This is a genomic window from Paucibacter sp. KBW04, assembly GCF_003852425.1.
Taxonomy (GTDB): Bacteria; Pseudomonadota; Gammaproteobacteria; order Burkholderiales; family Burkholderiaceae_C; genus Paucibacter_A.
This window is the reverse complement of the sequence record NZ_QAJN01000007.1, coordinates 321,579-343,644: the sequence shown is the minus strand read 5'-3', so window position 1 is coordinate 343,644 and position 22,066 is coordinate 321,579. Positions and strand designations below refer to the sequence as shown.

Genomic DNA, 22,066 nt, shown 5'->3' with positions numbered 1-22,066 from the left:
TTGCGTGTTGGCATGCATCCTCGCGGTAGCGAGGGGTGGCCACAAGCCTCGCAGCGCTGCATGGTCCGTGCAGTCCTGCTTCACAATCGCGCGGTGAATAACGATGTGATCCAACAACCCGAACTTCAGCAGCTGCGCATCTTTGCCGCCGTGGCCCAGGCACGCAGCTATCGGCGTGCCGCCACCGTTCTCAACCTCAGCCCCTCGGCCGTCAGCCAGGCCATGCGGCGCTTGGAAGAGAGCTTGGGCCTGCCGCTGCTGAATCGCAGCACCCGCAGCGTGGCGCTGACGGCGGCGGGTGAGCGCCTGCTGGCGCAAAGCCTGCCGGCGCTGCTTGAGCTGGAACAGGCTTTTGCCAGCGTGCGGGCCTTGGGCGCTGAGCTGAGCGGCAGCCTGCGCCTGAGCGTGCCGCGCAGTGCGGCGCGTCTTCTGCTGGCGCCGCTCGTGGCGCGCTATGTGCGGGCGTATCCGCAGGTGCAGCTGGAGCTGTCGACCCAGGACGAGATGGTGGACATCGTCGAGCGCGGCTTCGATGCCGGCGTGCGTTTCGCTGAACGCCTGCCCGCCGATATGGTGGCCGTGCCGCTCAGCGCGGCCCAGCGCTTCATCGTCGTGGCCACGCCTGATTTATTGAGCCGTGTGGGCCTGCCGCAGACGCCGCAAGACTTGCTCACCCGCCCTTGCATACGCCAGCGTTTTGCCAGCGGGGCGCTCTTCCATTGGGAGTTCGTCAGCCAGGGGCAAGACCTGACCCTGGATGTGCGAGGCCCGCTGACGGTGGACGACCAGAGCGTGGTCTTGCCCATGGCGCTGGAGGGCCTGGGCTTTGCCTACGTTTATGAGCAGGCCGCGCGCGAGCATTTGGCCAGCGGCCGCCTGCAAGAGGTCTTGGCCGACTTCTGCCCCGTGGGCACGGCCTTCTCGCTCTACTACCCCGGGCGGCGCCAGGCCAGCCCGGCGCTGCGGGCTTTTATTGAGATGCTGCGCGAGGTCTGAGTCAGCGCTTCTCTGCCACCAGCGAAAACATCGCCCCCTGCGGATCGATCGCATTGATGATCCAGCTGCCGCCCGGCACTTGCATGGGGCCGTTGATCACCTGGCCGCCGCCGGCCTTGACGCGCTCGACAGCTGCATCGATGGCTTCGACATTGAAGTAGTAGCCCCAGGCGGGCACGGGCATCTCGGGCATCTTGCTCATCATGCCGCCAAAGGCTTGATCGGCTCCGCCAAAGCATTGGTAGACGCCCATGGGGCCCATATCGACGGCTTCTTTTTTCTGCCAGCCGAATTGCTCGGCATAGAAGTCCCAGGCCTTGGCGCCATCGAGCGCCATCAGCTCATGCCAGCCCACGGTGCCGGGTGTGCCGACGGGGGGCTGCAGGGGCTGTTCCTCGCTGCTGCCGGTGAAGATGCACAGGCTGGCGCCTTGCGGGTCGGCAAAGCTGGCAAAGCGGCCCACGCCGGGGATGTCGGTGGGTGGCATGTGCAGGGTGCCACCGGCCTTGACGATGCGTTCGGCCTGGGCGTCGACGTTGGCCACGCCCACATAGCCCACCCAGCAAGAGGGGACGCCGGCGGCGCGCATGTCCTGGGTCAGGGCCATCAAGCCAGCGATTTGGCTGCCGCCAATCGACAGCAAGGTGTAGTCCATGCCGGGCATGCCGGCGTCGGCGGCCGACCAGCCCACCACTTGGCTGTAAAAAGCGGTGGCGGCAGCGGCGTCGGTCGTCATCAACTCGTACCAAACAAAGGGGCAGGCGGGGGTGCTCATGGCTCGTCTCCTCGATAGTGGGAGCGCCATCTTCTCCGCAAGCCCTGGTCGGGGCAAGCGGACTCTTACCGTGCCGACAGGGCCGTGCTGTTCGCCATCGCCTCGCCCAGCCGCACGCTGCTGCCGGCCTGGCCGCGTTCCTCACCGCACCAAGCGGGATTGAAGCTCAGGGCTTGGGCGGCGGGGAAGAGCATCACGACGGTGGAGCCGAGCAAAAAGCGGCCCAGCTCATCGCCCTTGGCCAGGTTCACTTCCTTGTCGGCGTATGTCCACTCGCGCACATGGCCGGGGCGGGGCGGGTTGACCACGCCATGCCAGACGGTGGCCATGCTGCCCACAATCGTCGCGCCCACCAGCACCATCACCCAAGGGCCTTGCTCGCCCTCGAACACGCAAACCACCCGCTCGTTGCGGGCGAACAGGCCCGGCACGCCGCGAGCCGTCGTCGGGTTGACCGAGAACAGCTCGCCCGGCACATGGATCATGCGGGTCAGGCGACCGGCGCAAGGCATGTGGATGCGGTGATAGTCCTTGGGGCTGAGGTAGATATTGGCGAAGCTGCCGTCGCGGAACTGCGCGGCCAGCTGCGCATCGCCACCCACCAGGGCGGTGGTGCTGAACTGATGGCCCTTGGCCTGGTAGATCTGCTCACCCTGGATGCGGCCGAACTGGCTGATGGCGCCGTCCACCGGGCAGATCAGCGTGGCGTTCGCCAGCGGGCGCGCACCGGGTTTGAGCGCGCGGGTGAAGAATTCGTTGAAGGTCGGGTAGGCGGCGATATCGGGTTCGGCCGCCTCGGCCATATTGACCTGGTAGCGGCCCACAAACCAGCGAATCAGCGAGGTGGTCAGGGAACCCATGCGCGCCGAGGCGATCTGCTTGGCAATCCAGGTGAGGGCCTGTTTGGGCAGCAGGTATTGGGGCAAAACGGCAAGGCGGTCGGACACGGAGATTCCCGTAAAAGTGCAGGCGGCGGATTGTAGCGAGCCGCCTGCTCATGGGCTTACTCGTTCGGTGTGGCCCGCTGGCGCAGCTCGCGCAGCAGGGGCAGCAGCTCCTCATCAGGCCTCGCCGCCAGCTTGCGGTATTGGCGGCCGCCGTCCCAGCGTTCCAGCAAACGCATCTCCACCAGCTCGCGGCGCAGGGTGCAGTGGTCGCCAAAGCAATGCTGCTTGTTGATCACCTCGTTGACCTCGGGCTCGGTGTAGATGCGGCGGCTGTCAAAGTGCAGCCACAAGCCCCACAAGACATGGCGCTGCACCTGGCGCTTGGAGGGCCAGCGCGCCAAGCGGCCCTGGGCGTCGAACTGGCGCAGGGCGCGGTCGGCGGCTTCGCTCAAGTCGGGGTGGCGCGGGCCACGTGCTGGGGCGGCATGGACGGGGGTCAGCTTGCTCGGCTTTGCCGGCGCGTCGGCCTTGAGCGCTCTCAGTGCCTGAAGATTGCGATGCCCGGCCGCGCGAGCCAGCATATTCATCAAGCTCAGGTGGCTGGGGGCTTCGGGGCTTGGGCTGGCGCTCAGATGCTGGCTCAGCTCCTGGCGAAGGGCTTTGGTGAAGGCAGAAAGGTCCTGAGCGTGCAGGGCGATCAATTCACGAGGCATGGCGAGTTCTCCACAAATCGTGTGCTGCTTTAACCCGCCGTCTACGTCAGACGCAGACGGTGCTGGTGCTTGCCGACTTCCAGCCGGGCGCACACAAAAGTTTGGGTGAGCTCAAGCTGAATGAATCAATCAAAAGACGTTTCGCCTGGCAGGTTTAGCTTGCGGAAGGAAGTGATCAATGACTCCTGCCGCACGGCAAGGCCTGGGTGTTCTGCCGACCCGGGCGGAAAGTATAGGCCCAAGGCCCGGCAGAGTAGGATTGCGCCTCTTGTTCTTCATTCAGTCTGCATTGCTCGCTGCGACCCGCTCCCCCATGGAAATTTATCTCGATGCCAATGCCACCACCCCGGTGCTGGCGCAAGCCGCTCAAGCCGCTTTGCAAGCCATGGCGGACGACTTTGGCAACCCCAGCAGCGTGCACAGCACCGGCCTGAAGGCCCGCGCCCTGATGGATGCCGCCCGCGAGCGCGCTAGAGCGCTGCTGCACACCGGCGGCGGCCAGCTGCTCTTCGTCAGCGGCGCCACCGAAGGCATTCAGACCGCCGTGCTCTCGGCCCTGCACGCCTTGTTGGCGCGTCGGCAAGCGGGTGACAACACGGCCGAGCTGCTGCTCTACGGCGCCACCGAACACAAGGCCGTGCCCGAGGCGCTCAAGCACTGGAACCAAATCCTCGGCCTGAATCTGCAAATCGCCGCCATCCCTGTGGACCGCGAGGGTCATCACGATCTGGACTTTTTGCTGCGCGAGGCGCCGCGCGCCGGCCTGGTCTGCACCATGGCCGCCAATAACGAGACGGGCGTGATCAGCGATCTGGCCGGCATTGAGGCGACTTTGCAGCGCAGCGGCAGTCGCGCCTTCTGGATGGTGGACGGCGTGCAGGCCCTGGGCAAGATCCCTCTGCAGCTGGCCCAGACCCGCATCGATTACGCGCCCTTCTCCGGCCACAAGCTTTACGCGCCCAAGGGAATCGGTCTGCTGTATGTGCGTGAGGGCGCGCCCTTCACGCCGCTGATGGCCGGTGGCGGGCAAGAGGGCAGCCGCCGTTCGGGCACCGAGAATATGTCCGGTATCGCCGCCCTGGGTGCGGTGCTGGCAGCGCTGGAAGACGGCGTTAGCTTTCGTGATCATGCCACCCTGCATGCCTTCCGCGCCCGCCTGGCCGAGGCGCTGGAAGAGGCCTTCCCTGGCCTGGTCTACAACGCGCCGCTGGACCAGACCCTTCCCACCACGCTCAACTTCGCCGTGCCTGGCCTGAGCTCGCGCCTGCTGCAAGACTTGTTCGACGCGGCCGAGCTGCGCATCAGCGGTGGCTCGGCCTGCAGCGCCGCCAAGGCTCAGCCCAGCTTTGTCTTGCAAGCCATGGGCTTGCCGGACTGGCAGGCGGCCGGCGCGGTGCGGCTCTCCATCGGCCCGGCCGTGGACGAGGCCTTTATCAAAGAGGCCTGCGCCCGCATCCGCGCCTGCGGCGAGTCTCTGCGCCAGAATTGTTTGAGCCCGCAGGACAACCAACCCACGCTGGGCGAGGGCATCACCCGCTTCGCTCTGGATGGCGCTTGCTGCTATCTGCTGGCCGATGCGGCCTCCCAGCGCTGCGTGTTGATCGACCCCTTGCCCGAGCAATTGCCACGGCTGATCCAAACCCTGCAATGCCAGGCCTACCCGCTCCTCGCCGTGCTCAGCACCCAGGGCTCGGGCCTGCATGCCGAGGCACGCCAGGCACTGGCCGAGGAGCTGGGCGAGGCCTTGTTCCCGCAGACCGAGATCGACGCCCTGGGCTGGCCCGTGCAGATGAGCGAGCTGCAGCTGGGCGCCAAGTGCCTGCGGCGCCTGCCCCTGCAAGGCGGCCGCCAACAAGGCTTGGTCTTGAGCGAAGCGGGCCGCGACCTGCTGCTGTTTGGCGAGCCGGGTGCCGAATGCGCCGAGCTGGCCTGCTTGTGCGCCCCGGCCCTGGATGCAGGCGCGCAGTTTGTGCGCCGTTTGAATCAAGCATTAGCGCCCAAGCCGCTCAGCGAGCGGCTGCTGCCCGGCGCCCAGCTGCAAGCCTTTGTGCAAGCGCATCCCGAGGCCTTGGTGATCGATGTGCGCGAGCCCTACGAGCAGTTCCTCAGCCACACGCCGCCGCTGTGGGGCGCCACCTTGCAGGCGGTGCCGCTGTCGCGTCTGCTGAATGCCTTGCCGGCTTGGTTGACCCAGCCCGAGCAGCCCCTGCTGTTTTTCTGCCGCAGCGGCAATCGCAGCCGCCAAGCGGCCGCGGCCCTGGCCAGCTTGGGCCATAGCCAGGCCTGGTCGCTTAACGGGGGCCTGGCCTTGCTGCCGGCTTTTGCCACCGAAGACCCTGCCCTGATGGTTTGATGATCTTGTTCCCCATGTCAGAAGCTCACGTTCACAGCTCTTTCTACCGCTTCGTCGCCCTGGCCGAGCCCGAGCGCATTGCCCAGCGCCTGCGCGAGATCAGCACTCGCTTGGGCGGCAATATCTTGGTTGCTTCTGAGGGCATCAGCGCGGCAATAGCTGGCCTGCCTCAAGACTTGGCTGACTTCGAGCAAGCCCTGCAGCACGATGAAGTGTTCGGCGGCGCGTTTGAGGGCATGTGGTTCAAGCACAGTGCCTGCGCGACCAGGCCTTTCACCCTGATCAAGGTGCACACCAAGCCCGAGATCGTGGCCTTTGGTGTGCCCGGCGTCAGCGGCCTGCCTGACCCGGCCAAGGCCAATACCCATGTGCCGCCCGAGCAATGGCGCGAGCTGATTCAGCAGCCCGATGTGGTGCTGCTGGACAACCGCAATAGCTTCGAGTTCCGCCTGGGCCGCTTCAAGGGCGCGGTGGATCCGCAGGTGGCGCATTTCCGCGATTTCCCGGCCTATGTCGAGGCCCATGCGGACGAGTGGAAATCACAAGGCAAAAAGGTCGCCATGTATTGCACCGGCGGCATACGCTGCGAAAAAACCAGCGCCTGGATGCAAGACCAAGGCCTGGAGGTCTACCAACTGGACGGCGGCATCGTCAGCTACTTCGAGGCCATGCAGGCCCGTGGTGAAGACGCCGCCGCCGACTGGGACGGCGAGCTGTTTGTGTTCGACAAACGCATCGCCATCGACACCCAATTGCAAGAGACCGCCACCACCGCCGAACAGGTCTACGCAGGCCTGCCCGACGAGGCCTGGCGGCTGGCGCGGGCCAAGCGCCTGGACCCCGCCGGTTGACTTGTCTCAGCGCTTGCCCAAGCCCATGCGGCGCAGCAGGTGGTCACCCTTGAAGAACTGGTGATACAGCGCTGCCGCCACATGGCCGAGTATGGCCAGCATCAAGAGCTTGGACACCAGGCCGTGCACCAGGCGCGGAGGGTAGATGCGCAGGCTCTCCGGCAAGGCGCCCACACCGCCGAAGACGATATCGGGCAGACCTGCCATGACGGAGAGCGCAATGCCGCTGCCCGCCATCACAAACACCAGACCGTAAAGCGCCCAGTGCATTAGCGGGGCCAGGCGGTCCAGCGTGGCGTTGCCCGTGCTGGCCGGTGCCGGATGGCGGGTGAGCAGGCGAATCAGCAGACGCAGCACCATCAGCACCAGGATCCCGCCACCCACCATCATGTGGGCGCGCAAGGCCTCCAGCTTGGCCGGGTCGCTATTGGCCATGGGCGCCATGGACTGGCTGCCCATGAACAAGGCCATGCAGATCAGCAAGGCCAGCAGCCAGTGCAGCAAGACCAGCAGCAGGTGGTAGCGCTGCGGACGCGCCTGCTGCAAGGCGGGTGCGGCCTGTGCGCTTTGTGCGGCGCCACTCATTTGACCGGGGTGTAGAGGCCGGCACCGTCAACCGTGATGGTGCTGGAGTGTGTGGCGATGGCCTTCTGGAACTCGGGCTTGGCGAACACCGCTTCCCAGTCCTTCAGCGCACGCCAGCGCATCACATGGACGTAGTTGGGCTTGTTGGCGGGGTTCTTGTTTTCCATCAGTTGCTCATCGAGCAGACCCGGCTGTTTGCGGATCACCTCGTTCATCGCGGCCATGGCTTGCTTGACCTCCTCACGGCTTTTGCCCGCCGCGCTGTTGACGGGGATGACGATGGTGATGCCTTCGCTTGCGGCAGGCGCTTTGCTTTGGGCCTGGGCGAACTGGGGGGCCAGGGCGAGGGGCAGGCAAAGGGCCAGGCTGAGGGCGAGGCCTGACAACAGGTTTTGTTGGATACGCATGGGGTTTGTTCCTTGCTCAAAAATGGTTGATCGTGCGGTTCATGCTAGGCGCCGCCTCGCGCCTGTCGCGCGATGAAACAGGGTTCGTGGGCGCCGGTATTGACTTCTTGTCTTTCTCGCTCAAGGGTGCGGCGGGTCGATGTGCAAGACCATCTTTCCCTTGGCCTTGCCGCTCTCACCGAGGCGATGGGCCAGTGCCGCATCGGCCAGCGCAAACTCCTGGCCGATCTGAACGCGTAGCTGGCCGCTGCCCGCCAAGTCGGCCAGGCTTTGCAGCACCTCGCCACGGCCTTGCGTGAAGACGAAGCGGGCTTGCAGGCCCAGGCTCGCGGCGCGTTCTTGGGAAGGCGGCTCGGTGGTCGAGATCAGCAGGCCGCCGCGCTTGAGCGTGGCCCAGGAAGCCTCCTGAGTGGCGCCACCCAAGGTGTCCAGGACCACGTCCATCTCCCGCACCTGCTCCTGGAACTTCTGTTCCCGATAGTCGATCACGGTTTGTGCGCCCAGGCTGCGCACCCAGTCCAGGCCGGCAGCCGTAGCTGTGGTGCTGACTTCTGCGCCACGCCAGCGGGCCAATTGAATGGCGGCCGAGCCGACGGCACCCGCTCCGCCGTGGATCAGCACCTGTTGACCTGCTTGCAGCTGGGCGATCTCGATCAAGGCCGTCCACGCCGCCTGGCAAGGCGTGGGCATGGCTGCGGCCGTGGCAAAGGTGAGCGAGCTGGGCTTGCGCGCTGCCTGCGAGGCCGCCACCGCGACGAACTGGGCGTAGCAGCCGCCGCGCGCAAATTCGGCGTAGAAGAACACCTCGTCGCCGGCCTTGAACTGCGTGACCTTGCGGCCCACGGCGATCACCACGCCCGCGCCGTCCCAGCCCAGGGTGATGGGGAAGGGCTTGTTCAGCATCTGGGCCATGGCGCCTGAGCGCATCTTCCAGTCCACCGGGTTCACCCCGGCGGCGACCAGGCTGACGAGCAGGTCTTCGTCGCCGCACAGCGGGATGGGGGCATCTTCCTTGAGTTGCAGTTGTGAGGCATCGCCGTAGGCGTCGATCTGAATGGCTCTCATGGTCTGTGCTGACTGGGGCAAGCGCTTGTGTAGGTGGCCGGATGCTAGGCTTGGCCCTGCGCCATGCCTAGCGCCAGTCTTGGATTTGTTTTTTCCAAAAATCGCCTGAATGAGGGGCACGAGAGGGTGGGAGTGAAGCTGCGATGAGGGAGAGCACGAGCACCAGCGATTTGGCCGCGCTGCACGAGATGGCCTTGTTTGTGGAAGTTGCGCGGGCGGGCAGTTTCAGCCGCGCCAGCCTGGTGCTGGGCATGCCGGGTGCGACCTTGTCGCGGCGCATCAAGGCGCTGGAAAGACAGCTGGGCCTGCGCCTGTTTGAACGCAGCACGCGGCGCGTCATGCTCAGCGATGCGGGCGAGCTTTACTTCGAGCGTTGCGCCCCCCTGGTCGATCAGGCCCGCCAGGCCAGTGCCGAGCTGCGCGCCTTGGTGGAGCAGCCCAGCGGCCATGTGCGCCTGTCGGTGCCGGTCGATCTGGGCCTGGCTTACATCGGGCCCTTGCTGCCCGAATTTGCGGCGGCCTATCCCGAGATCAGCCTGAACCTGGACCTCTCACCGCGTTACTCCGACCTGATCGGTGAGCGCGTCGATGTCGCCATTCGTCTGGGTGAGTTGCGCGGCGAGCATCTGGTGGCGCGCAAGCTGGGGCAGATCGAAAGGCAGTTGTTTGCCTCCCCTGAGTATCTGGCGCGCCATGCCGCGCCCCGCCATCCCAGCGAGCTGGCGCAGCATGACTGCCTGTTCTTCGCCCCGGCCGGTGCCGCGGCGGCGCAATGGCGTTTGTGCCAGGGCCCGACGCGGGTGGCGGTGGAGGTGCGTGGACGCTTCAGTCTCAACAACCCTGGCCTGATGGCGCAGCTGGCGGTTCAGGGGCAGGGTATTGCGGCTTTGGCTGAGCGCTTGAGCCGTGCGCCCGTGGCAGCCGGTGAGCTGGTGCGCGTATTGCCGGATTGGCGCTTCGAGCCTCTACCGGTCCACGCGGTGATGGCTTCGCGCCTGCAGCCTGCGGCTGTGCGAGCCTTGATCGACTTCTTGCTGGAACGCCTGCTTTTGCTCTGAGCTCGGGTCGTGCACCTGGACCATCGCCGTCTCCGGCAAGTCCGGCAATACCGTCTTGCTCAATGGCAATGCCCAGCCTTTGATTCCTATGCGCTGAGGCGCCGGGCCACTTTTTTTGTTTGTGACTTCAAGTCCAGCGCGAGTTTGTTGGTAAATGTTTGGCCGCCAGGGCTGAGCATGGGTTGGAGGTCTTGCACAGCTTGGTCGATGGCCTCGGGCAGTTTGTTCGCCAAGGCCAGGGCAAGCGATTGCAGATACTTGGGCTGCATGCTGATTTGCGCTGCCAGGCCTTGCAGCTGAGCCTTGCCGATTTTTCCGGGCTCAAGCTCGCCGCCAATGCTGAAGGCAAATTCCCTCGATAAGCCGGTGTAGATGCGGGTACACATCATGTCGTAGAAGGGCGTGAGTCGTACCCCTTGTCCTGGCCGCTGATAGATGGAGAGGTTTTTGGCGTGGCTGTCGTTGTTGCCGACAAAAAGGTTGAAGAAGATCCATTGCGCAAAGGCTTGCAGATCCAGGGCGGGGGACGAGCTGTACTTGCGAATGATTTGCGCGCATTGCGCTGCGCCGGGGCCCCCCTCTTTCTCGTACTTTCGCTCAGACCCTAGGCCCGCGAGCTGGCAAAAATCGTACTGGATCAAGCGCCCCAGCGAGCCGTCGGCCAGCGTCTGTCGGTCAAAGCGTTCGACGACGCAGGCTTTGGTCAGGGGTTCGTAAAAGACCTTGGCCGTGTTGAGTCCGCACAAGGCGGCCGTGCGCATGATGAGGGTTTCATTGGCGGCGGATTCTCTGACTTTCGCCAAGCGCCGGATATCGGGCTTGAGGATGTGGGTGGAGGGCGCCGAGCCCTTTGGCAAGAGCGGCGTTTTGCCGTCAAAGATGGCGATGGAGGCCTTGTCCTGTGCGCCGGCCAGGGAAATCCGCGTGTTCTCGCCTTGGATTTGAATGGCCCCGGCACTTTTGTTTTTGATCGTGGTGGCCAGTGCTTCCCAACTCGTCGTCTGGTACTCAGGGGGCGAGGGGCGCTGGCCATGGGGCAGCATGACAAAGCCACCGGCGGTGTCGCCCGCCACCTCAAGCAGCAGTGAGAACAGCGTGGAAGCCTTGCGCTGCTCCGACAGGTAGACGCGCAGTTCGCCCTCGGGCAAGAGGTTCTCAAAAAAGGCCCGCACATGCGGGCTGTCAATCTTGCCCGCCTGCAAGGCAATCACGGACAGAGGGAAGGCGGCTTGACGTGCCAGCCAAGTGGGTGCGTATTCAAATGCCAGGGGTGAGCTGTCTTGCACCGTCCCCATGAGCTCGGTGCCGTAAAAGACATCCAGTGCGCGTGGTCTTGGATTCACAGCGAGCTCGGCGTTTTCGGTCTGACGATCAGCTCCAGTCCGAGCAAGTCCAGCACATCGAGCACTTTTTGAATTTGCACCGTGGGCTTGCCCTTTTCGATGTCAACGATTAGGCGATTGCCGGTGTTGCCAATGCCGGCCAGATCGATTTGGCGCAGCTTCAGCTCGCGCCTTTGCTCACGCACAATGGTCCCAAGTTCGGCAGCCGAGCGGACGATGAGGGCCGCTCCAGAATGACCGAGCGGGAAATTCAAGGGTGTTTCCGACATGCTTAGACCCTAAAGTTACCGATGGGTAATTTATCATCATTCATCGCCGACATCTGCCTAAGAAATTACCGATTGGTAATTTTTTCTAGCTCTGGCTTGGTATTGAGTCGAAAAGTTACCGTTGGGTAATTTCTGAAAATTCAGTAGGCATCGTGCGGCCTCTACACTGAAGCCGAATAAGCCCATCAGACAGACCCCCGATAATCGCTTGCCATCAGTAGGCCTCGCGTCGCATCGCAAAGAACCCGCTCAAACTCCATGTCCAACCTCATCGTCCACGGCGGCACCCCTTTGAAGGGCCGCATCATTCCTTCGGCCAATAAGAACGCCGTGCTGCCGGTGCTGTGCGCGACCCTGTTGACGCGCGAGCCGGTGCGTTTGCGCGGGGTGCCGGAGATCACCGACGTTAGGAAGATTTTGGAGGTCTTCCGCAGCCTGGGCAGCTTGGTGTCCATGGACTACGAGACTGGCGTGCTGGACGTGCACCACAAGGACACGCACTTCGACGCGGCCAAGGACAGGCTGCCCGAGGAGATGCGCAGCTCCATCATGCTGGTGCCGGGCCTGATGGCGCGTTTTGGCGCCGCCCGCATCGAGGACGATGTGACCGGCTGCACCCTGGGCGTGCGCGAGATCGACCCCCATGTGGAGGTGTTCCAGCGCTTCGGCGCCCAGGTGGAGCGGCAGCCCGATGGCCTGGTCCTGCATGTGGCCGAAGGCAAGCTGCGCGCCAACAATCACTGGACGGACTACGCCTCCGTCACCACGACCGAAAACTTCGTGCTCTGCGCCGCCCTGGCCGAAGGCCGCTCCACGCTGATGAATGCGGCCTCCGAGCCCCATGTGCAGGAGTTCTGCCAGTTCTTGCAATTGCTGGGCGCCAAGATCGAGGGCCTGGGCACCTCGCGCCTGGCCATCACCGGGGTGGACCGCCTGGGCGGCGGCGAATTCACCTTTGCCGAAGACTTCCACGAGATCGTCACCTTTCTCGCCCTGGGCGCCATCACCGGCGGTGAGGTCGAGGTGCGTAACTCCACGCCCGAGCAGTTCCCGCTGCTGGACCGCACCTTCGCCAAATTCGGCGTCGAGATCGTGCATGAGAACGGCTGGTCGCGCGCCGTCACCCAGGGCCCGCTGAAGGTCAAGGAACCCTTCACCCGCAACATCCTGCAAAAGGTCGAGGCGGCGCCCTGGCCTTATGTGCCGGTGGACCTGCTGCCCATTTTTGTGGCGCTGGGCATCAAGGCCGAAGGCAGCGTGATGTTCTGGAACAAGATTTACGACGGCGCCATGGGCTGGACCTCGGAGCTGAGCAAGTTCGGTGGCCATGCCTTTTTGTCCGACCCGCATCGCATGGTTACTTTCGGCGGCAAGCCCTTGCATGCGGCCGAGGTGGAGAGCCCCTACATCATCCGGGTGGCCATCGCCCTGCTGATGGTGGCGGCCAGCATTCCGGGCAAATCGGTGATCCGCAATGCCACGCCCATCCGCCGGGCCCACCCGCAGTTTGTCGAGAACATCTGCAGCCTGGGCGCCCGCATCGAGTGGGTCGATAGCGAGTAAGCCCCCCAGTCTTCGCCACAAGCCAGTGAATCGGCGGGGCGTCCCCGGCCGGAACGCCCGCTCAAGCCCTGTTGATTCATGCCTAAGTTTCTACGCCGGCTGCTGCCGGCTGCTTTGATTGCCGCCACCACCCTGCTGGGTCTGGCCGGCCCCGCCGCCCGGGCCGCCGTGCCCGGCGAGGTCATCGACACCGTCGGCACCATTCACTGGCTGGTGCAAGACCTGCCCCCGCATTTCAGCTTCAAGGCCGGCCGCGCGCCGCAGCGGCCCCGCGATCTGGGCAACGGCGAGGTGGACGGGTTTTTGCGTTTGCTGATCGAGCGCATCCCGCAGTACCGCCACGAGTTTGTCGATGCCGGCCTGCCGCGCTTCGAGGCCTTGGTGCGCCAGGGCCAGACCCTGTGTTCCACCCTGCATGTGCGCACGCCTGAGCGCCTGTCCTGGCTTTACTTCACCAGCCTGCATGCGCCGCTGTTCTCACGCCAGCTGCATGTGGTGGTGCGGCGCGATCGCCTGGCTCAGTTTGAGCAAACCGATGCGCCGGGTCAGCCGCTCAGTCTGGCGGAGATTCTGCAGCGCCAGGATCTGGTCGGCCTGCTGCCGCGGGGTCGTGCGTTCGGCCCCCGCATCGACGGGCTTTTGCAGGCCGCCGGTGAGCAAGCACCCAAGACCATGGTCACCGGCCGAGGCACCCATTTGCTCAGCATGCTGCGCGCCCAGCGCATGGACTACACCTTGGAATACCCCTCGGTGGTCAACGACTATCTCAGCACGGCCTCCGCCGGGGTAGAGCTGCTCAGCCTGCCGATTGCCGAAGGCCGCAGCACGGCCGTGGCCACCGCTGCCTGCAGCCGCACGCCGGAAGGGCGGCGCCAGATCGAGGCCATAGACCAAGCCGTGCGCAAGCTGGCGGCAGACCCGCAGCGCGAGGTCTGGATACGCAACTGGCGCGGCCCGCATCTGGACGAGCAGGACCGCCAGAACCTCAAGCGCTTCATGGACGAACGCGCCCGCGGCGGGCCGCAAATCGAGTAGGCGCTTACCCGCCATGAGCCGTCCCGCCAAACTCCAGCTGCCCCTGCGCGAAGGCGTCAGCGCCAGTGCCCTGGCATGCCCGGCCGGGGCATGGGGCTCGCTGCTGGAGTTTCTGTGTGAACGCCTGCCCACGGTGACGCGCGCCGACTGGCTGCAACGCCTGGCCGCTGGCGAGGTGCTGGACGAGCAGGGTCAGGTCTTGCCGGCCGACGCACCCTATCGCCCCGGCCGCCGCATCTACTACTGGCGCTGGTTGGCCCAGGAGGCGCCCATTCCCTTTGAGGCGCAAATCCTGTTCCAGGACGAGTTCTTGCTGGTGGCCGACAAGCCGCACTTTCTGCCCGTCGTGCCGGCCGGCCGCTATGTGCAGCAAACCCTGCTGACTCGGCTCAAAAAAGCCACCGGCCTGGAGACCCTGACTCCCGCCCACCGCATCGACCGCGAGACGGCCGGCCTGGTGATGTTCAGCATCCAGCCGCAGACGCGGGGCGCCTATCAAAACCTGTTCAGAGATCGGCAGGTCCACAAGGTCTACGAGGCGATTGCGCCCTTTGATGGCAGCCTGAGCTGGCCCCTGCTGCGGCGCAGCCGCATGGAGGAGCGCAGCGAGGCCTTTATGCAGATGCAGGAGCTTGCGGGTGAGGTGAATGCCGAGACCCGCATCGCCCTGCTGGAGCGCCTGGGGCCCACCGGGTACTTGGCCCGTTATGAGCTACAGCCCAGCACCGGCCAGAAGCACCAGCTGCGCGTGCATATGAATGGCTTGGGCCTGCCCATCGTGGGTGACCGCATCTACCCGCGCCTGCTGCCGCAGGAAAGCGAACCCGACTACAGCCACCCCTTGCAGCTGCTGGCGCGTGAGCTGAGCTTCACCGACCCCATCACCGGCCAGGCCCGTTGCTTCAAGAGCCGGCTGGCGCTGGCCGCTTCTGCAGCCGCCTAAAAAGGCAGGAGCAGCTGGGCGCTGAACATATCGCCCGCGTGACCATAGGTCTTGCCGAAGAGGTAGGCTAGGCTCAGCTCGCTGGCGGCTTGTGTGCCGCTGCCGAAGAGGCTGGGCAAGCCCAGATGCAGCACCGGCCCGGCGCGGTGCGATTGCTTGGCCTGGGGCGCCCAATGCCGCCAATTGCCCAGCTCACCAAAGCCCTGCACACCCCATCTCAAGCCCGTGTCCAAACGGTAAAGAGCCTGCCATTGGTACTTGAGCTGGGTACCCTTGCTGGAGCCCTGTTCATGGGCCAGGATCAGGTTCAGATTGAGTTGGGTCAGGCCCCATTCGGTCTGCAGGGCCGGGCCCCATTCCAGGGCATTGCTGGGCTGATCGCCCAGATTGCGTATCAGCTGGCTGTGCAGGGCCAGGTCGAAGGGCGACTCGCCCTGGGTCAGTAAGACATCGTTCTGCCAGTTCCAGGAGCTCTGGCTGAAACCGGAACTGGCCGTGCCTATGCCGCTGAGAAATAACTCACTGGTCCAGCGGCTGTTGACACCGTAACGCAAGCCCAGCTCGGGCCAGAGCATGGCGGCCGAGCCGGGGGCTTTGACCGTCCAGTAGCGCAGATCCAGGGCCAGCTGCCCAGCCTGGCTATAGGGCGTGACCAAGTAGTAGCCGGGGTCTGCCCGCGGCGACGTGCAGGCACCAGCCAGGGCCAGGGCGCCGAGCAGCAGGCGTATCGGTGAACGGGGTTGAGAAGGGCTCACAAGCAGTCTGGTGAGAGGCAGCGCGGGACTGAGCGGCGCTGGGCAATCAGCATAGCCCTTTGCCCCGCAGCTGACACGGACTTAGTTGGCAATTTGCCCTTTCGCCGGAGCCCGCCTCAGCCCTGCAAGAGATTGGCCAGGGCTGCCGCGTCCAGCACCGTCGCCTCCTCCTGCCCTTCCAGAATGCCATCGGCCAGGCCGCGTTTGTCGCGGTGCAGATCGATGATGCGCTCCTCCACCGAGCCGGCCGTCACCAGGCGGTAGACGGTGACCGGCCGCTTTTGCCCCATGCGGTGGGCGCGGCCGGTGGCCTGGTCTTCGGCGGCGGGGTTCCACCAGGGGTCGACGATGAGCACATAGTCGGCCATGGTCAGATTGAGGCCAAAGCCGCCGGCCTTGAGGCTGATCAAGAACACCTCGCCCTCGCCGCGCTGGAAGGCGGCCACGCGTTTGGTTCGCTCGGCCGCTGGCGTGCTGCCATCGAGGTATTGGTAGCTCACGCCCATGGCGTCCAGGCGCTCGGCCAAGAGCTTGAGATTGTCGGTGAACTGGCTGAACACCAGGGCCTTGTGCGAGCCCTCGACCAGCTCGCGCACGATGCGCTCGAACTCGGCCATCTTGCTGCCCATCAGCCCCAGCTCGGGCGAGACCAGGCGCGGGTCGCAAGCGGCACGACGCAAGCGCATCAGCTCGGCCAGCACCTGCATGGGCGCGGCCTGGCCCTGGCTGGCGGCCTTGGCCACGGCTTCCTGCGCGCTGCGCCGCAAGGCCTCCAGAAAATTGCGTTCCTCGCTGCTGGGTTGCACCAGATGGACGATCTCGGTGCGCGGCGGCAGGTCTTGCACGACCTGGGTTTTGGTCCGGCGCAGCAAAAAGGGCGAGACCAGGCGGCGCAGGCGCTGGCGGGCGGCCGCGTCCTGCTGCTTTTCAATCGGGTTGGCAAAGCGCTCGCTGAACTGATTCGCCGCGCCCAGCAAGCCGGGGTTGATCAAGTTCATGATGGACCAGAGATCGGCCAGGCGGTTTTCCACCGGCGTGCCGGAAAGCGCGAGGCGGAAGTCCGCCTTGAACTCGCCCACCGATTTGGCGCGCTTGGTGGCGGCGTTCTTCAGCGCTTGGGCCTCGTCCATCACCAGGGTGGCCCAGCTCTTCTCGGCCAGGGCCTCGCCGTCGATTTGGGCCAGGGCGTAGGACACCACCAGCACATCGCCGGGGCCGGCCTCGGCAATTGCGGCGGCGCGGTCGGCGTCCTCGCCATAGATGCGGCAGCGCAGGCCGGGGGCGAAGGTATTGGTCTCGCTCAACCAGTTACCGCACACCGAGGTGGGCGCCAGCACCAGGGCCGGGCCCTTCGCGGCGCGGTCCAGCAAAAGCGCCAGGGTCTGCACTGTTTTGCCCAGGCCCATATCGTCGGCCAGGCAGGCGCCCAGGCCGGCGTGGGCCAGACGGCTCATCCAGGCATAACCTTCCATTTGATAGCCACGCAGCTCGGCGCGCAGGCCCGGCGGCACGCTGGGCTGCAGAGCGGCGGCTTGGCCGAGGGCTTCCATGCGAGCCAGCCAGGGCGAGTCGCCCTGCAAATGCATCTCGCTGAGTGTGGCGTCTAGCCAGGAGGCGCTGGCTTGGGGCAGCAAGAGCTGGTCTTTTTTGCTCTGGCCCAGGGCGTCCAGGTCGCGCAGCTGCTGGCGCAGCTGCTCACTCAGGGCCAGGTACTCGCCCTCGCCCAGGCGCACAAAGCGGCTGCGCGAGGCACGCGCCAGCGTCATCAGCTCTTGCAGGCTGAGCACGCGCTGTTCGTCCAGCTGAGCCTCACCGTTCAGGGCCAGCCAGTCGCGCCCGCTGCTGACCTGCACCGTGACGGCCGTGCTGTTCACCGGGCTGACGCGCAAGGGCTTGCCCTTGGGCCAGGCCAGGGCGGCGATGCCGCTCAAGCCAGGCAGCACTTCCACGGCGTGCAAGGCTTCTTCGGCGTCGCTCAGATTCCAGGGCGAGGCCGGGCTGAGTTCGGGGTCGAGAAAAGGCAGGGCCTCCAGCACTTGTTGGCGGGCGGCGGTCTCGGCGGCCAGATCGCGCTCGGTCGTCAGGCTCACGCCCTCGTGCATGCACATCAGCTGGGCGCGGCCCTGGCCGGGGGTGACGGCGGGGCCGAACGTGCCAAAGGGCTGGGCCACCAGCTGCAGCTGCAGGCCATCGCCCTGGGGTTTCAGCTGGGCGTGCAGGCGGCTGTCGCCGGGCACGCGCTGGCCGGCTTGGGCATCGCTGTGCAGCTGGAAGTGGGCGCTCAGCACCTGCAGGGCCGCGCCCAGCTCGGCGCTGGCGCTGGCCGGCACCGTCCAGCCCTGGGCCACCAGCTCGGCCACCCGGCGCTGGGCGCTGCTGATGCGGATCAAGCGGGCGCGCTGCGGGCCCTCGCGCACGATGCGCAAGGCCTCGCGCTTGGCGATTTCCAACTCGTAATTCGTGCCCATCCAGCCCGTCAGCCTGGGGCTGTTGCGGGCCAGCAGAGGCGGGTGCAGGCGGAACTCAAAACAGTCTTCGCTGGCCGTGCTGCCGGGCTTGCGCAAGACCTCCAGCTCGGGCTGGGCCTCGGCCAGCTCTATCCACTGGCCCGGCGCGTCCTCCAGCATCACCGCCGGATGGCCGATCAGGGCGATGGCTGCCTGCGTCACATCGAGCTGAAAGCTGTTGGCGCCGCTGTAAGGGCTGCGTTCGATATGGCGCAGCACCGCGTTGTCGCGCGCGGCGGCCAGCTCGCTGCCTTTTTTGAGCTTGGCCAGGGTGACGGGTTTGAGCTTCTCCACGCCTTTGGCACTAACGCTGCGTTCAAGCGGCGTGATGTTTTGCACCCGGCCTTCCTCGTCCAGCTGCAGCGACCAGGCCAGTTCGCTGTTGCGGCCCTCGCCGCTCTTGGCCTCGGGCGCCACGGCCAGGGCCGAGATGGCGGCCAGGGCATCGCGCCAGGCTTCGCGGGGCTGGCCGAAGAAGGCCGGCGGCGTCGGCTGCCCGGCCAGATCTAGATCGGGCGTGCCCAGCTCCAGCAAGGGCGCGGCCTGGGCCGTCCAGGCGGCCAGCCAGCGCTGGCCGGATGCCGCCAGGCGATGGATCAGCTTTTGCGTGGCCTGTGGGCCCCAGCCGCTGGCGGCCTTGCCCAGCCAGGCGGCCAGCAGCAGGCGGTCGGCCGCCTGGGCCAGGCCGTCTTCGCGCTCCTCCAGGGCGGGCAGGTATTGCAGGCTGCTGGGCTCGAAGGAGGTCTCGCCCAGTCGGGCGCCGATCACATGGGCCCAACGACCCCAGAGCTCTTGCGGCGAGGGGTTGCGCGAGCCCGATTCGCCGATGCAGTATTTGCGCGCCGCGTCCCAGAGCTTGGGGTCGTCCTGGGCCAAGAGGCTGGCGATGTAGAGGCGAGTCAGCTCAGGGCTGAGGCCGCCGCGGCGCAGCTTGCTGGCCTTGCGCACCTCCTTGATGGCCTGCTCAAAATCCTGGGCGGCGGCGGCCCACTGGCCTTGGGCGGCCAGTTCCAGGGCGCTAAAGCTGGTGGAGGCGGGCAGCTTTAAATCGGCCGTCAACCGGCGCATGGCGGGGAAGTCCAGCGCCAGGGCCTGGGCCTCGGCCAGCAGGGCGCGCAAGGCCGGGGCGATGCGCTGGGGCTGGTGCTCAAAGCCATCCATCAACCATTGCTGCAGCTGGCCGACGCGGGCGTCGCTGGCGGGCAGGGCGGCGATGATTTGCGGCAGCAAGGATTGCAACAAGTCGGGCGCGATGCGGGCGATGGCCTCGGGCATCCAAGGTCGGCACAAGGCCTCGGCCCAAAGCGTGGGCTCTTGCAGCTCGGTCCAGTACTTCAGACGTTCTTCAAATTCGGCCAGGCCCATGCCCGAGAAAATCAGGGCGCGCAGCATGCGCAGGCATTCGTCCGCGCCGCGAAAGCTCAGCCAATTCTGCGCGCGCTGCGGCTCGCCAATGCCGCCGGCCAGCATCCAGGCCAAGCAGCGCCAGACGGGCAGGGCTTCAGGCTGTGCCGGCGCTGCCTGCATCAGCAAGGTCTGCAGGCGCGCCGCATGGCGGGCCAGATCGGCCACATGGCCGCGCCCAGTCTGCAGATGCAAAAAGCCCTGGCGGTGCAGCGACTTCAGGGCCAGGGCGATATCGGCCGGCATGAAGGGGCGGCCGTTGGCAGCGCGGATGGCGCCCCTGGCATTGAGCCAGAGGCGCAGGCCGTCCACACCGCGCGAGCCACCGGCCAGCAGCAAGGCGTCCAGCACGATTTGCTCATCGGCCGAGATGCCGGGGCTGGCGTGCTCACCCAGGGGCGCGTTTGCGCTGCCCGTGGCTTCTACTTTGCTGGCGCTGCCATGCCGCTTGACCATGCCGGCCAGTTTGGCCGCGAGATTGGCCTGCTTGATGCGCTTGGCCTCTTCCACCAATTGTTCGATGCTGAGCTTCTTGGGCACAGCGGGCTGCGCCGCCTCGCCTGGGCCGCCCGGCCCTGCTGTGGGTGGGCTCTTGTCCTTGCCGTCGCTCGGTGTTCTGCTGCTCATGGAGGGCTTTGCTGTGAAGGGCGCAGTATGCCAAGGCCGGGCCAAACACGCCCTTGCCGACGGCCAGGCACGAGACCGACGAATTGCCTGTGCACAAAATCACGTTAGCGGCCGGGGCTTGTGCCGGGTATCGCTGTGAGTGAAAAAACCCGGTAATGCTCACTTAGCGCGGCCCAGAAGCCTGCGTACATTGGCATCCCTGAGCGCAGCATATGTGTGCCGCGACAGGGTTCCTCCCCACCCTCTCTCCGACCCCTGCTTTTCATGAAAATTCGCGTCCTTGGCTGTTCTGGCGCCATAGCCGCCGGTTACAAGACCACCGCCTTCCTGCTGGACGACGATGTGTTGATCGACGCCGGTACCGGGGTGGGTGATCTGCCGCTGGACGCCCTGGCCCGCATCGATCACATCCTGGTCAGCCATTCCCATCTGGACCATGTGCTGTCCATCCCCTTGCTGGCCGACTCGGTGCTGCGCCTGCGCGCCGCCGCCGGCCGCCCGCCCATCCAGGTTCACGCCCTGCCGCAAACCTTGGAGGCCTTGCGCCGCCATATCTTCAACGGCGTGATCTGGCCCGACTTCACCCGCCTGCCCAAGGCCGAGAGCCCGGTGCTGAGCCTGCATCCCTTTGAGATCGGCGAGCGCCTGGATTTGGGCAAGGGCCGCAGCATCGAGGTTTTGAGCGCCGCCCACACCGTGCCTGCCGTGGGCTTTGCCGTCGACGCCGGCCCGGCCTCAGGCCACGCCCATTGGGTTTTCACCGGCGACACCGGCCCCAACCCGGCCCTGTGGCAGCGCTTGGCCCAACTCAAGCTCTCGCATCTGGTGATTGAAACGGCGTTCAGCAACGAAGAACACGAACTCGCCAGCCTCAGCCAACACCTCTGCCCTGCCGCCCTGGCCCGCGAGTTGGCGCATCTGGACGGCCCGGTGTCTGTTCATATCACCCACATCAAGCCAGGCGAAGTCGAAGCCGTGATGCAAGAAATCGCGTCCCTAAGCACCGGGCATACGCTCAGGCCGCTGCAGGCGGGGGATGTGATGGCGCTGTGATGCCTCTTTGCACACAGCCCTCAAAATGGGGTCAGAGTCAATTAACCAATTAATTGACTCTGACCCCAAATTCATTCTTGTTGGGACGTGCTGGGTTTTGGTGCCCATGGAACAGCTGACAAAAATTGTCAGGCCCGAGGTGGGCGACAAAATTTGGAGGGCGGGACTGACAAAAATTGTCAGATCAGGCAGCCCGGAGTCTCAAAGATGTGAGAAAAGTCACAGAAGTCGGACCCCAAAAAGCTGGCACGACCCCTGCATTCAAGGGGGTGCGTCTGATCCGAATTTTGATTTTTCTGGTCCCTACACTTTTCCCTTTCTAGGAGCACATCATGAGCATGAAGCGCGTTCAACAAGGTTTCACCCTGATCGAACTGATGATCGTCGTGGCGATTATTGGTATTTTGGCGGCTGTGGCGATTCCGCAGTACAAGGATTACACGGCGAAGACGAAGGCCGCCTCGGCGGTGTCTAGCATGGATGGTGTGAAGAAGGCTGTGGCCTTGTGCGCTCAAGAAAATGGAACCACGACCGGCTGTAGCTCCGGTACTAACGGTATTCCCGCGTGGAGCGCAACTGATGTATTGACCACAGTGGTGGCAACTGATGGCACCATCGTTGCAACATTTACTCCAGCGGCTAAGGTTGGTGCCGATTTGGGCGACCAGACGATCACCTTTGCGCCCTCTCTGAATGCGTCTCGTTTGTCTTGGACGATTACCACCAGCGTTGCCGCCGGCGCGATCAAGGACTCGATCATTAAGAACTCTACTGCAGCTGGTACCTGAGCTTAGTATCTAGACTTGTTTGAGTAAATAAAACTATTTACTCGAAGTAAAAAGGCGCCTATATGGCGCCTTTTTTCGTGCCTTGCACG

19 protein-coding genes are annotated in these 22,066 nt (G+C 65.2%); 9 read left to right on the top strand and 10 right to left on the bottom strand.

Features of this window, described 5'->3' with window-relative positions; translation table 11 throughout:
* Positions 1–60: 60 nt before the first annotated feature.
* The gene (locus DBR47_RS09620; RefSeq protein ID WP_124449349.1) at positions 61–996 is read left to right on the top strand and encodes a LysR family transcriptional regulator; all 936 of its coding nucleotides are present in this window, start codon (positions 61–63) and stop codon (positions 994–996) included.
* Position 997: 1 nt separating this feature from the next.
* On the opposite strand, the gene DBR47_RS09615 is transcribed toward DBR47_RS09620, so the two are convergent.
* The 3 genes from DBR47_RS09615 to DBR47_RS09605 all read right to left on the bottom strand — a co-directional run bounded on the left by DBR47_RS09615 (position 998) and on the right by DBR47_RS09605 (position 3,371).
* Positions 998–1,771, bottom strand: a complete 774-nt coding sequence (locus tag DBR47_RS09615; protein WP_124449347.1) for a VOC family protein — start codon at positions 1,769–1,771, stop codon at positions 998–1,000.
* A gap of 65 nt (positions 1,772–1,836) precedes the next feature.
* Positions 1,837–2,718, bottom strand: a complete 882-nt coding sequence (gene asd / locus DBR47_RS09610; protein ID WP_124449345.1) for an archaetidylserine decarboxylase — start codon at positions 2,716–2,718, stop codon at positions 1,837–1,839.
* 56 nt (positions 2,719–2,774) lie between these two features.
* Complete coding sequence (locus tag DBR47_RS09605; protein WP_124449343.1) at positions 2,775–3,371, bottom strand: DUF2087 domain-containing protein; 597 nt, start codon at positions 3,369–3,371, stop codon at positions 2,775–2,777.
* 313 nt (positions 3,372–3,684) lie between these two features.
* Between DBR47_RS09605 and DBR47_RS09600 the strand changes: the two genes are divergently transcribed.
* Together DBR47_RS09600 and DBR47_RS09595 are read left to right on the top strand one after the other, a co-directional pair.
* Complete coding sequence (locus DBR47_RS09600) at positions 3,685–5,724, top strand: aminotransferase class V-fold PLP-dependent enzyme (RefSeq protein WP_124449341.1); 2,040 nt, start codon at positions 3,685–3,687, stop codon at positions 5,722–5,724.
* 14 nt (positions 5,725–5,738) lie between these two features.
* Positions 5,739–6,575: a rhodanese-like domain-containing protein gene (locus DBR47_RS09595; protein WP_231512218.1), complete on the top strand. Its 837-nt coding sequence runs from the start codon at positions 5,739–5,741 to the stop codon at positions 6,573–6,575.
* Positions 6,576–6,581: 6 nt separating this feature from the next.
* Here the strand turns inward: DBR47_RS09595 and DBR47_RS09590 are convergent, their stop codons facing one another.
* The 3 genes from DBR47_RS09590 to DBR47_RS09580 form a co-directional block, all read right to left on the bottom strand.
* Positions 6,582–7,160: a cytochrome b gene (locus tag DBR47_RS09590; RefSeq protein WP_124449337.1), complete on the bottom strand. Its 579-nt coding sequence runs from the start codon at positions 7,158–7,160 to the stop codon at positions 6,582–6,584.
* Positions 7,157–7,567, bottom strand: a complete 411-nt coding sequence (locus tag DBR47_RS09585) for an antibiotic biosynthesis monooxygenase (protein WP_124449335.1) — start codon at positions 7,565–7,567, stop codon at positions 7,157–7,159. The genes DBR47_RS09590 and DBR47_RS09585 overlap by 4 nt, the downstream gene beginning before the upstream one ends.
* A 120-nt stretch (positions 7,568–7,687) precedes the next feature.
* On the bottom strand, positions 7,688–8,632 hold the full coding sequence (locus DBR47_RS09580; protein ID WP_124449333.1) for an NADP-dependent oxidoreductase: 945 nt from the start codon (positions 8,630–8,632) through the stop codon (positions 7,688–7,690).
* Positions 8,633–8,775: 143 nt separating this feature from the next.
* On the opposite strand from DBR47_RS09580, the gene DBR47_RS09575 reads away from it, so the two are divergent.
* A complete protein-coding gene (locus DBR47_RS09575) occupies positions 8,776–9,690 on the top strand; it encodes a LysR family transcriptional regulator (RefSeq protein ID WP_197046966.1) in 915 nt (304 codons plus the stop codon).
* A gap of 86 nt (positions 9,691–9,776) precedes the next feature.
* Here the strand turns inward: DBR47_RS09575 and DBR47_RS09570 are convergent, their stop codons facing one another.
* Together DBR47_RS09570 and DBR47_RS09565 are read right to left on the bottom strand one after the other, a co-directional pair.
* Complete coding sequence (locus DBR47_RS09570; RefSeq protein WP_124449331.1) at positions 9,777–11,033, bottom strand: type II toxin-antitoxin system HipA family toxin; 1,257 nt, start codon at positions 11,031–11,033, stop codon at positions 9,777–9,779.
* Positions 11,030–11,302, bottom strand: a complete 273-nt coding sequence (locus DBR47_RS09565; RefSeq protein ID WP_124449329.1) for a transcriptional regulator — start codon at positions 11,300–11,302, stop codon at positions 11,030–11,032. The genes DBR47_RS09570 and DBR47_RS09565 overlap by 4 nt, the downstream gene beginning before the upstream one ends.
* Positions 11,303–11,560: 258 nt before the next feature.
* On the opposite strand from DBR47_RS09565, the gene DBR47_RS09560 reads away from it, so the two are divergent.
* The 3 genes from DBR47_RS09560 (at position 11,561) to DBR47_RS09550 (ending at position 14,843) form a co-directional block, all read left to right on the top strand.
* A complete protein-coding gene (locus DBR47_RS09560) occupies positions 11,561–12,865 on the top strand; it encodes a UDP-N-acetylglucosamine 1-carboxyvinyltransferase (RefSeq protein ID WP_124449327.1) in 1,305 nt (434 codons plus the stop codon).
* Positions 12,866–12,943: 78 nt separating this feature from the next.
* Positions 12,944–13,900, top strand: coding sequence for a TIGR02285 family protein (locus tag DBR47_RS09555; protein WP_124449324.1), 957 nt, complete (start codon positions 12,944–12,946; stop codon positions 13,898–13,900).
* A gap of 13 nt (positions 13,901–13,913) precedes the next feature.
* Positions 13,914–14,843 (top strand): pseudouridine synthase, encoded by a 930-nt coding sequence (locus DBR47_RS09550; RefSeq protein ID WP_124449322.1) that lies wholly within the window; start codon positions 13,914–13,916, stop codon positions 14,841–14,843.
* On the opposite strand, the gene DBR47_RS09545 is transcribed toward DBR47_RS09550, so the two are convergent.
* Together DBR47_RS09545 and DBR47_RS09540 are read right to left on the bottom strand one after the other, a co-directional pair.
* Positions 14,840–15,598 (bottom strand): hypothetical protein, encoded by a 759-nt coding sequence (locus DBR47_RS09545; RefSeq protein ID WP_124449320.1) that lies wholly within the window; start codon positions 15,596–15,598, stop codon positions 14,840–14,842. The two genes, DBR47_RS09550 and DBR47_RS09545, sit on opposite strands and share 4 nt — an antisense overlap.
* A 116-nt stretch (positions 15,599–15,714) precedes the next feature.
* Positions 15,715–20,136 (bottom strand): DEAD/DEAH box helicase, encoded by a 4,422-nt coding sequence (locus tag DBR47_RS09540; RefSeq protein WP_124449318.1) that lies wholly within the window; start codon positions 20,134–20,136, stop codon positions 15,715–15,717.
* A gap of 264 nt (positions 20,137–20,400) precedes the next feature.
* Between DBR47_RS09540 and DBR47_RS09535 the strand changes: the two genes are divergently transcribed.
* Together DBR47_RS09535 and DBR47_RS09530 are read left to right on the top strand one after the other, a co-directional pair.
* Positions 20,401–21,189 (top strand): MBL fold metallo-hydrolase, encoded by a 789-nt coding sequence (locus DBR47_RS09535; protein ID WP_124449316.1) that lies wholly within the window; start codon positions 20,401–20,403, stop codon positions 21,187–21,189.
* Positions 21,190–21,521: 332 nt separating this feature from the next.
* Positions 21,522–21,977 carry a prepilin-type N-terminal cleavage/methylation domain-containing protein gene (locus DBR47_RS09530; protein WP_305037013.1) on the top strand — a complete coding sequence of 152 codons (456 nt, stop codon included), beginning with the start codon at positions 21,522–21,524 and terminating at the stop codon, positions 21,975–21,977.
* The last annotated feature ends 89 nt before the right edge of the window (positions 21,978–22,066 follow it).

Coding starts and splice junctions, on each gene's coding strand:
- DBR47_RS09615 (WP_124449347.1), bottom strand. CDS start 1,771: ATGAGCACCCCCGCCTGCCCCTTTGTTTGGTACGAGTTGATGACGACC.
- DBR47_RS09590 (WP_124449337.1), bottom strand. CDS start 7,160: ATGAGTGGCGCCGCACAAAGCGCACAGGCCGCACCCGCCTTGCAGCAG.
- DBR47_RS09540 (WP_124449318.1), bottom strand. CDS start 20,136: ATGAGCAGCAGAACACCGAGCGACGGCAAGGACAAGAGCCCACCCACA.
- DBR47_RS09550 (WP_124449322.1), top strand. CDS start 13,914: ATGAGCCGTCCCGCCAAACTCCAGCTGCCCCTGCGCGAAGGCGTCAGC.
- DBR47_RS09530 (WP_305037013.1), top strand. CDS start 21,522: ATGAGCATGAAGCGCGTTCAACAAGGTTTCACCCTGATCGAACTGATG.
- DBR47_RS09575 (WP_197046966.1), top strand. CDS start 8,776: ATGAGGGAGAGCACGAGCACCAGCGATTTGGCCGCGCTGCACGAGATG.
- DBR47_RS09620 (WP_124449349.1), top strand. CDS start 61: ATGGTCCGTGCAGTCCTGCTTCACAATCGCGCGGTGAATAACGATGTG.
- DBR47_RS09555 (WP_124449324.1), top strand. CDS start 12,944: ATGCCTAAGTTTCTACGCCGGCTGCTGCCGGCTGCTTTGATTGCCGCC.
- DBR47_RS09600 (WP_124449341.1), top strand. CDS start 3,685: ATGGAAATTTATCTCGATGCCAATGCCACCACCCCGGTGCTGGCGCAA.
- DBR47_RS09535 (WP_124449316.1), top strand. CDS start 20,401: ATGAAAATTCGCGTCCTTGGCTGTTCTGGCGCCATAGCCGCCGGTTAC.
- DBR47_RS09595 (WP_231512218.1), top strand. CDS start 5,739: ATGTCAGAAGCTCACGTTCACAGCTCTTTCTACCGCTTCGTCGCCCTG.
- DBR47_RS09580 (WP_124449333.1), bottom strand. CDS start 8,632: ATGAGAGCCATTCAGATCGACGCCTACGGCGATGCCTCACAACTGCAA.
- DBR47_RS09605 (WP_124449343.1), bottom strand. CDS start 3,371: ATGCCTCGTGAATTGATCGCCCTGCACGCTCAGGACCTTTCTGCCTTC.
- DBR47_RS09560 (WP_124449327.1), top strand. CDS start 11,561: ATGTCCAACCTCATCGTCCACGGCGGCACCCCTTTGAAGGGCCGCATC.
- DBR47_RS09585 (WP_124449335.1), bottom strand. CDS start 7,567: ATGCGTATCCAACAAAACCTGTTGTCAGGCCTCGCCCTCAGCCTGGCC.
- DBR47_RS09565 (WP_124449329.1), bottom strand. CDS start 11,302: ATGTCGGAAACACCCTTGAATTTCCCGCTCGGTCATTCTGGAGCGGCC.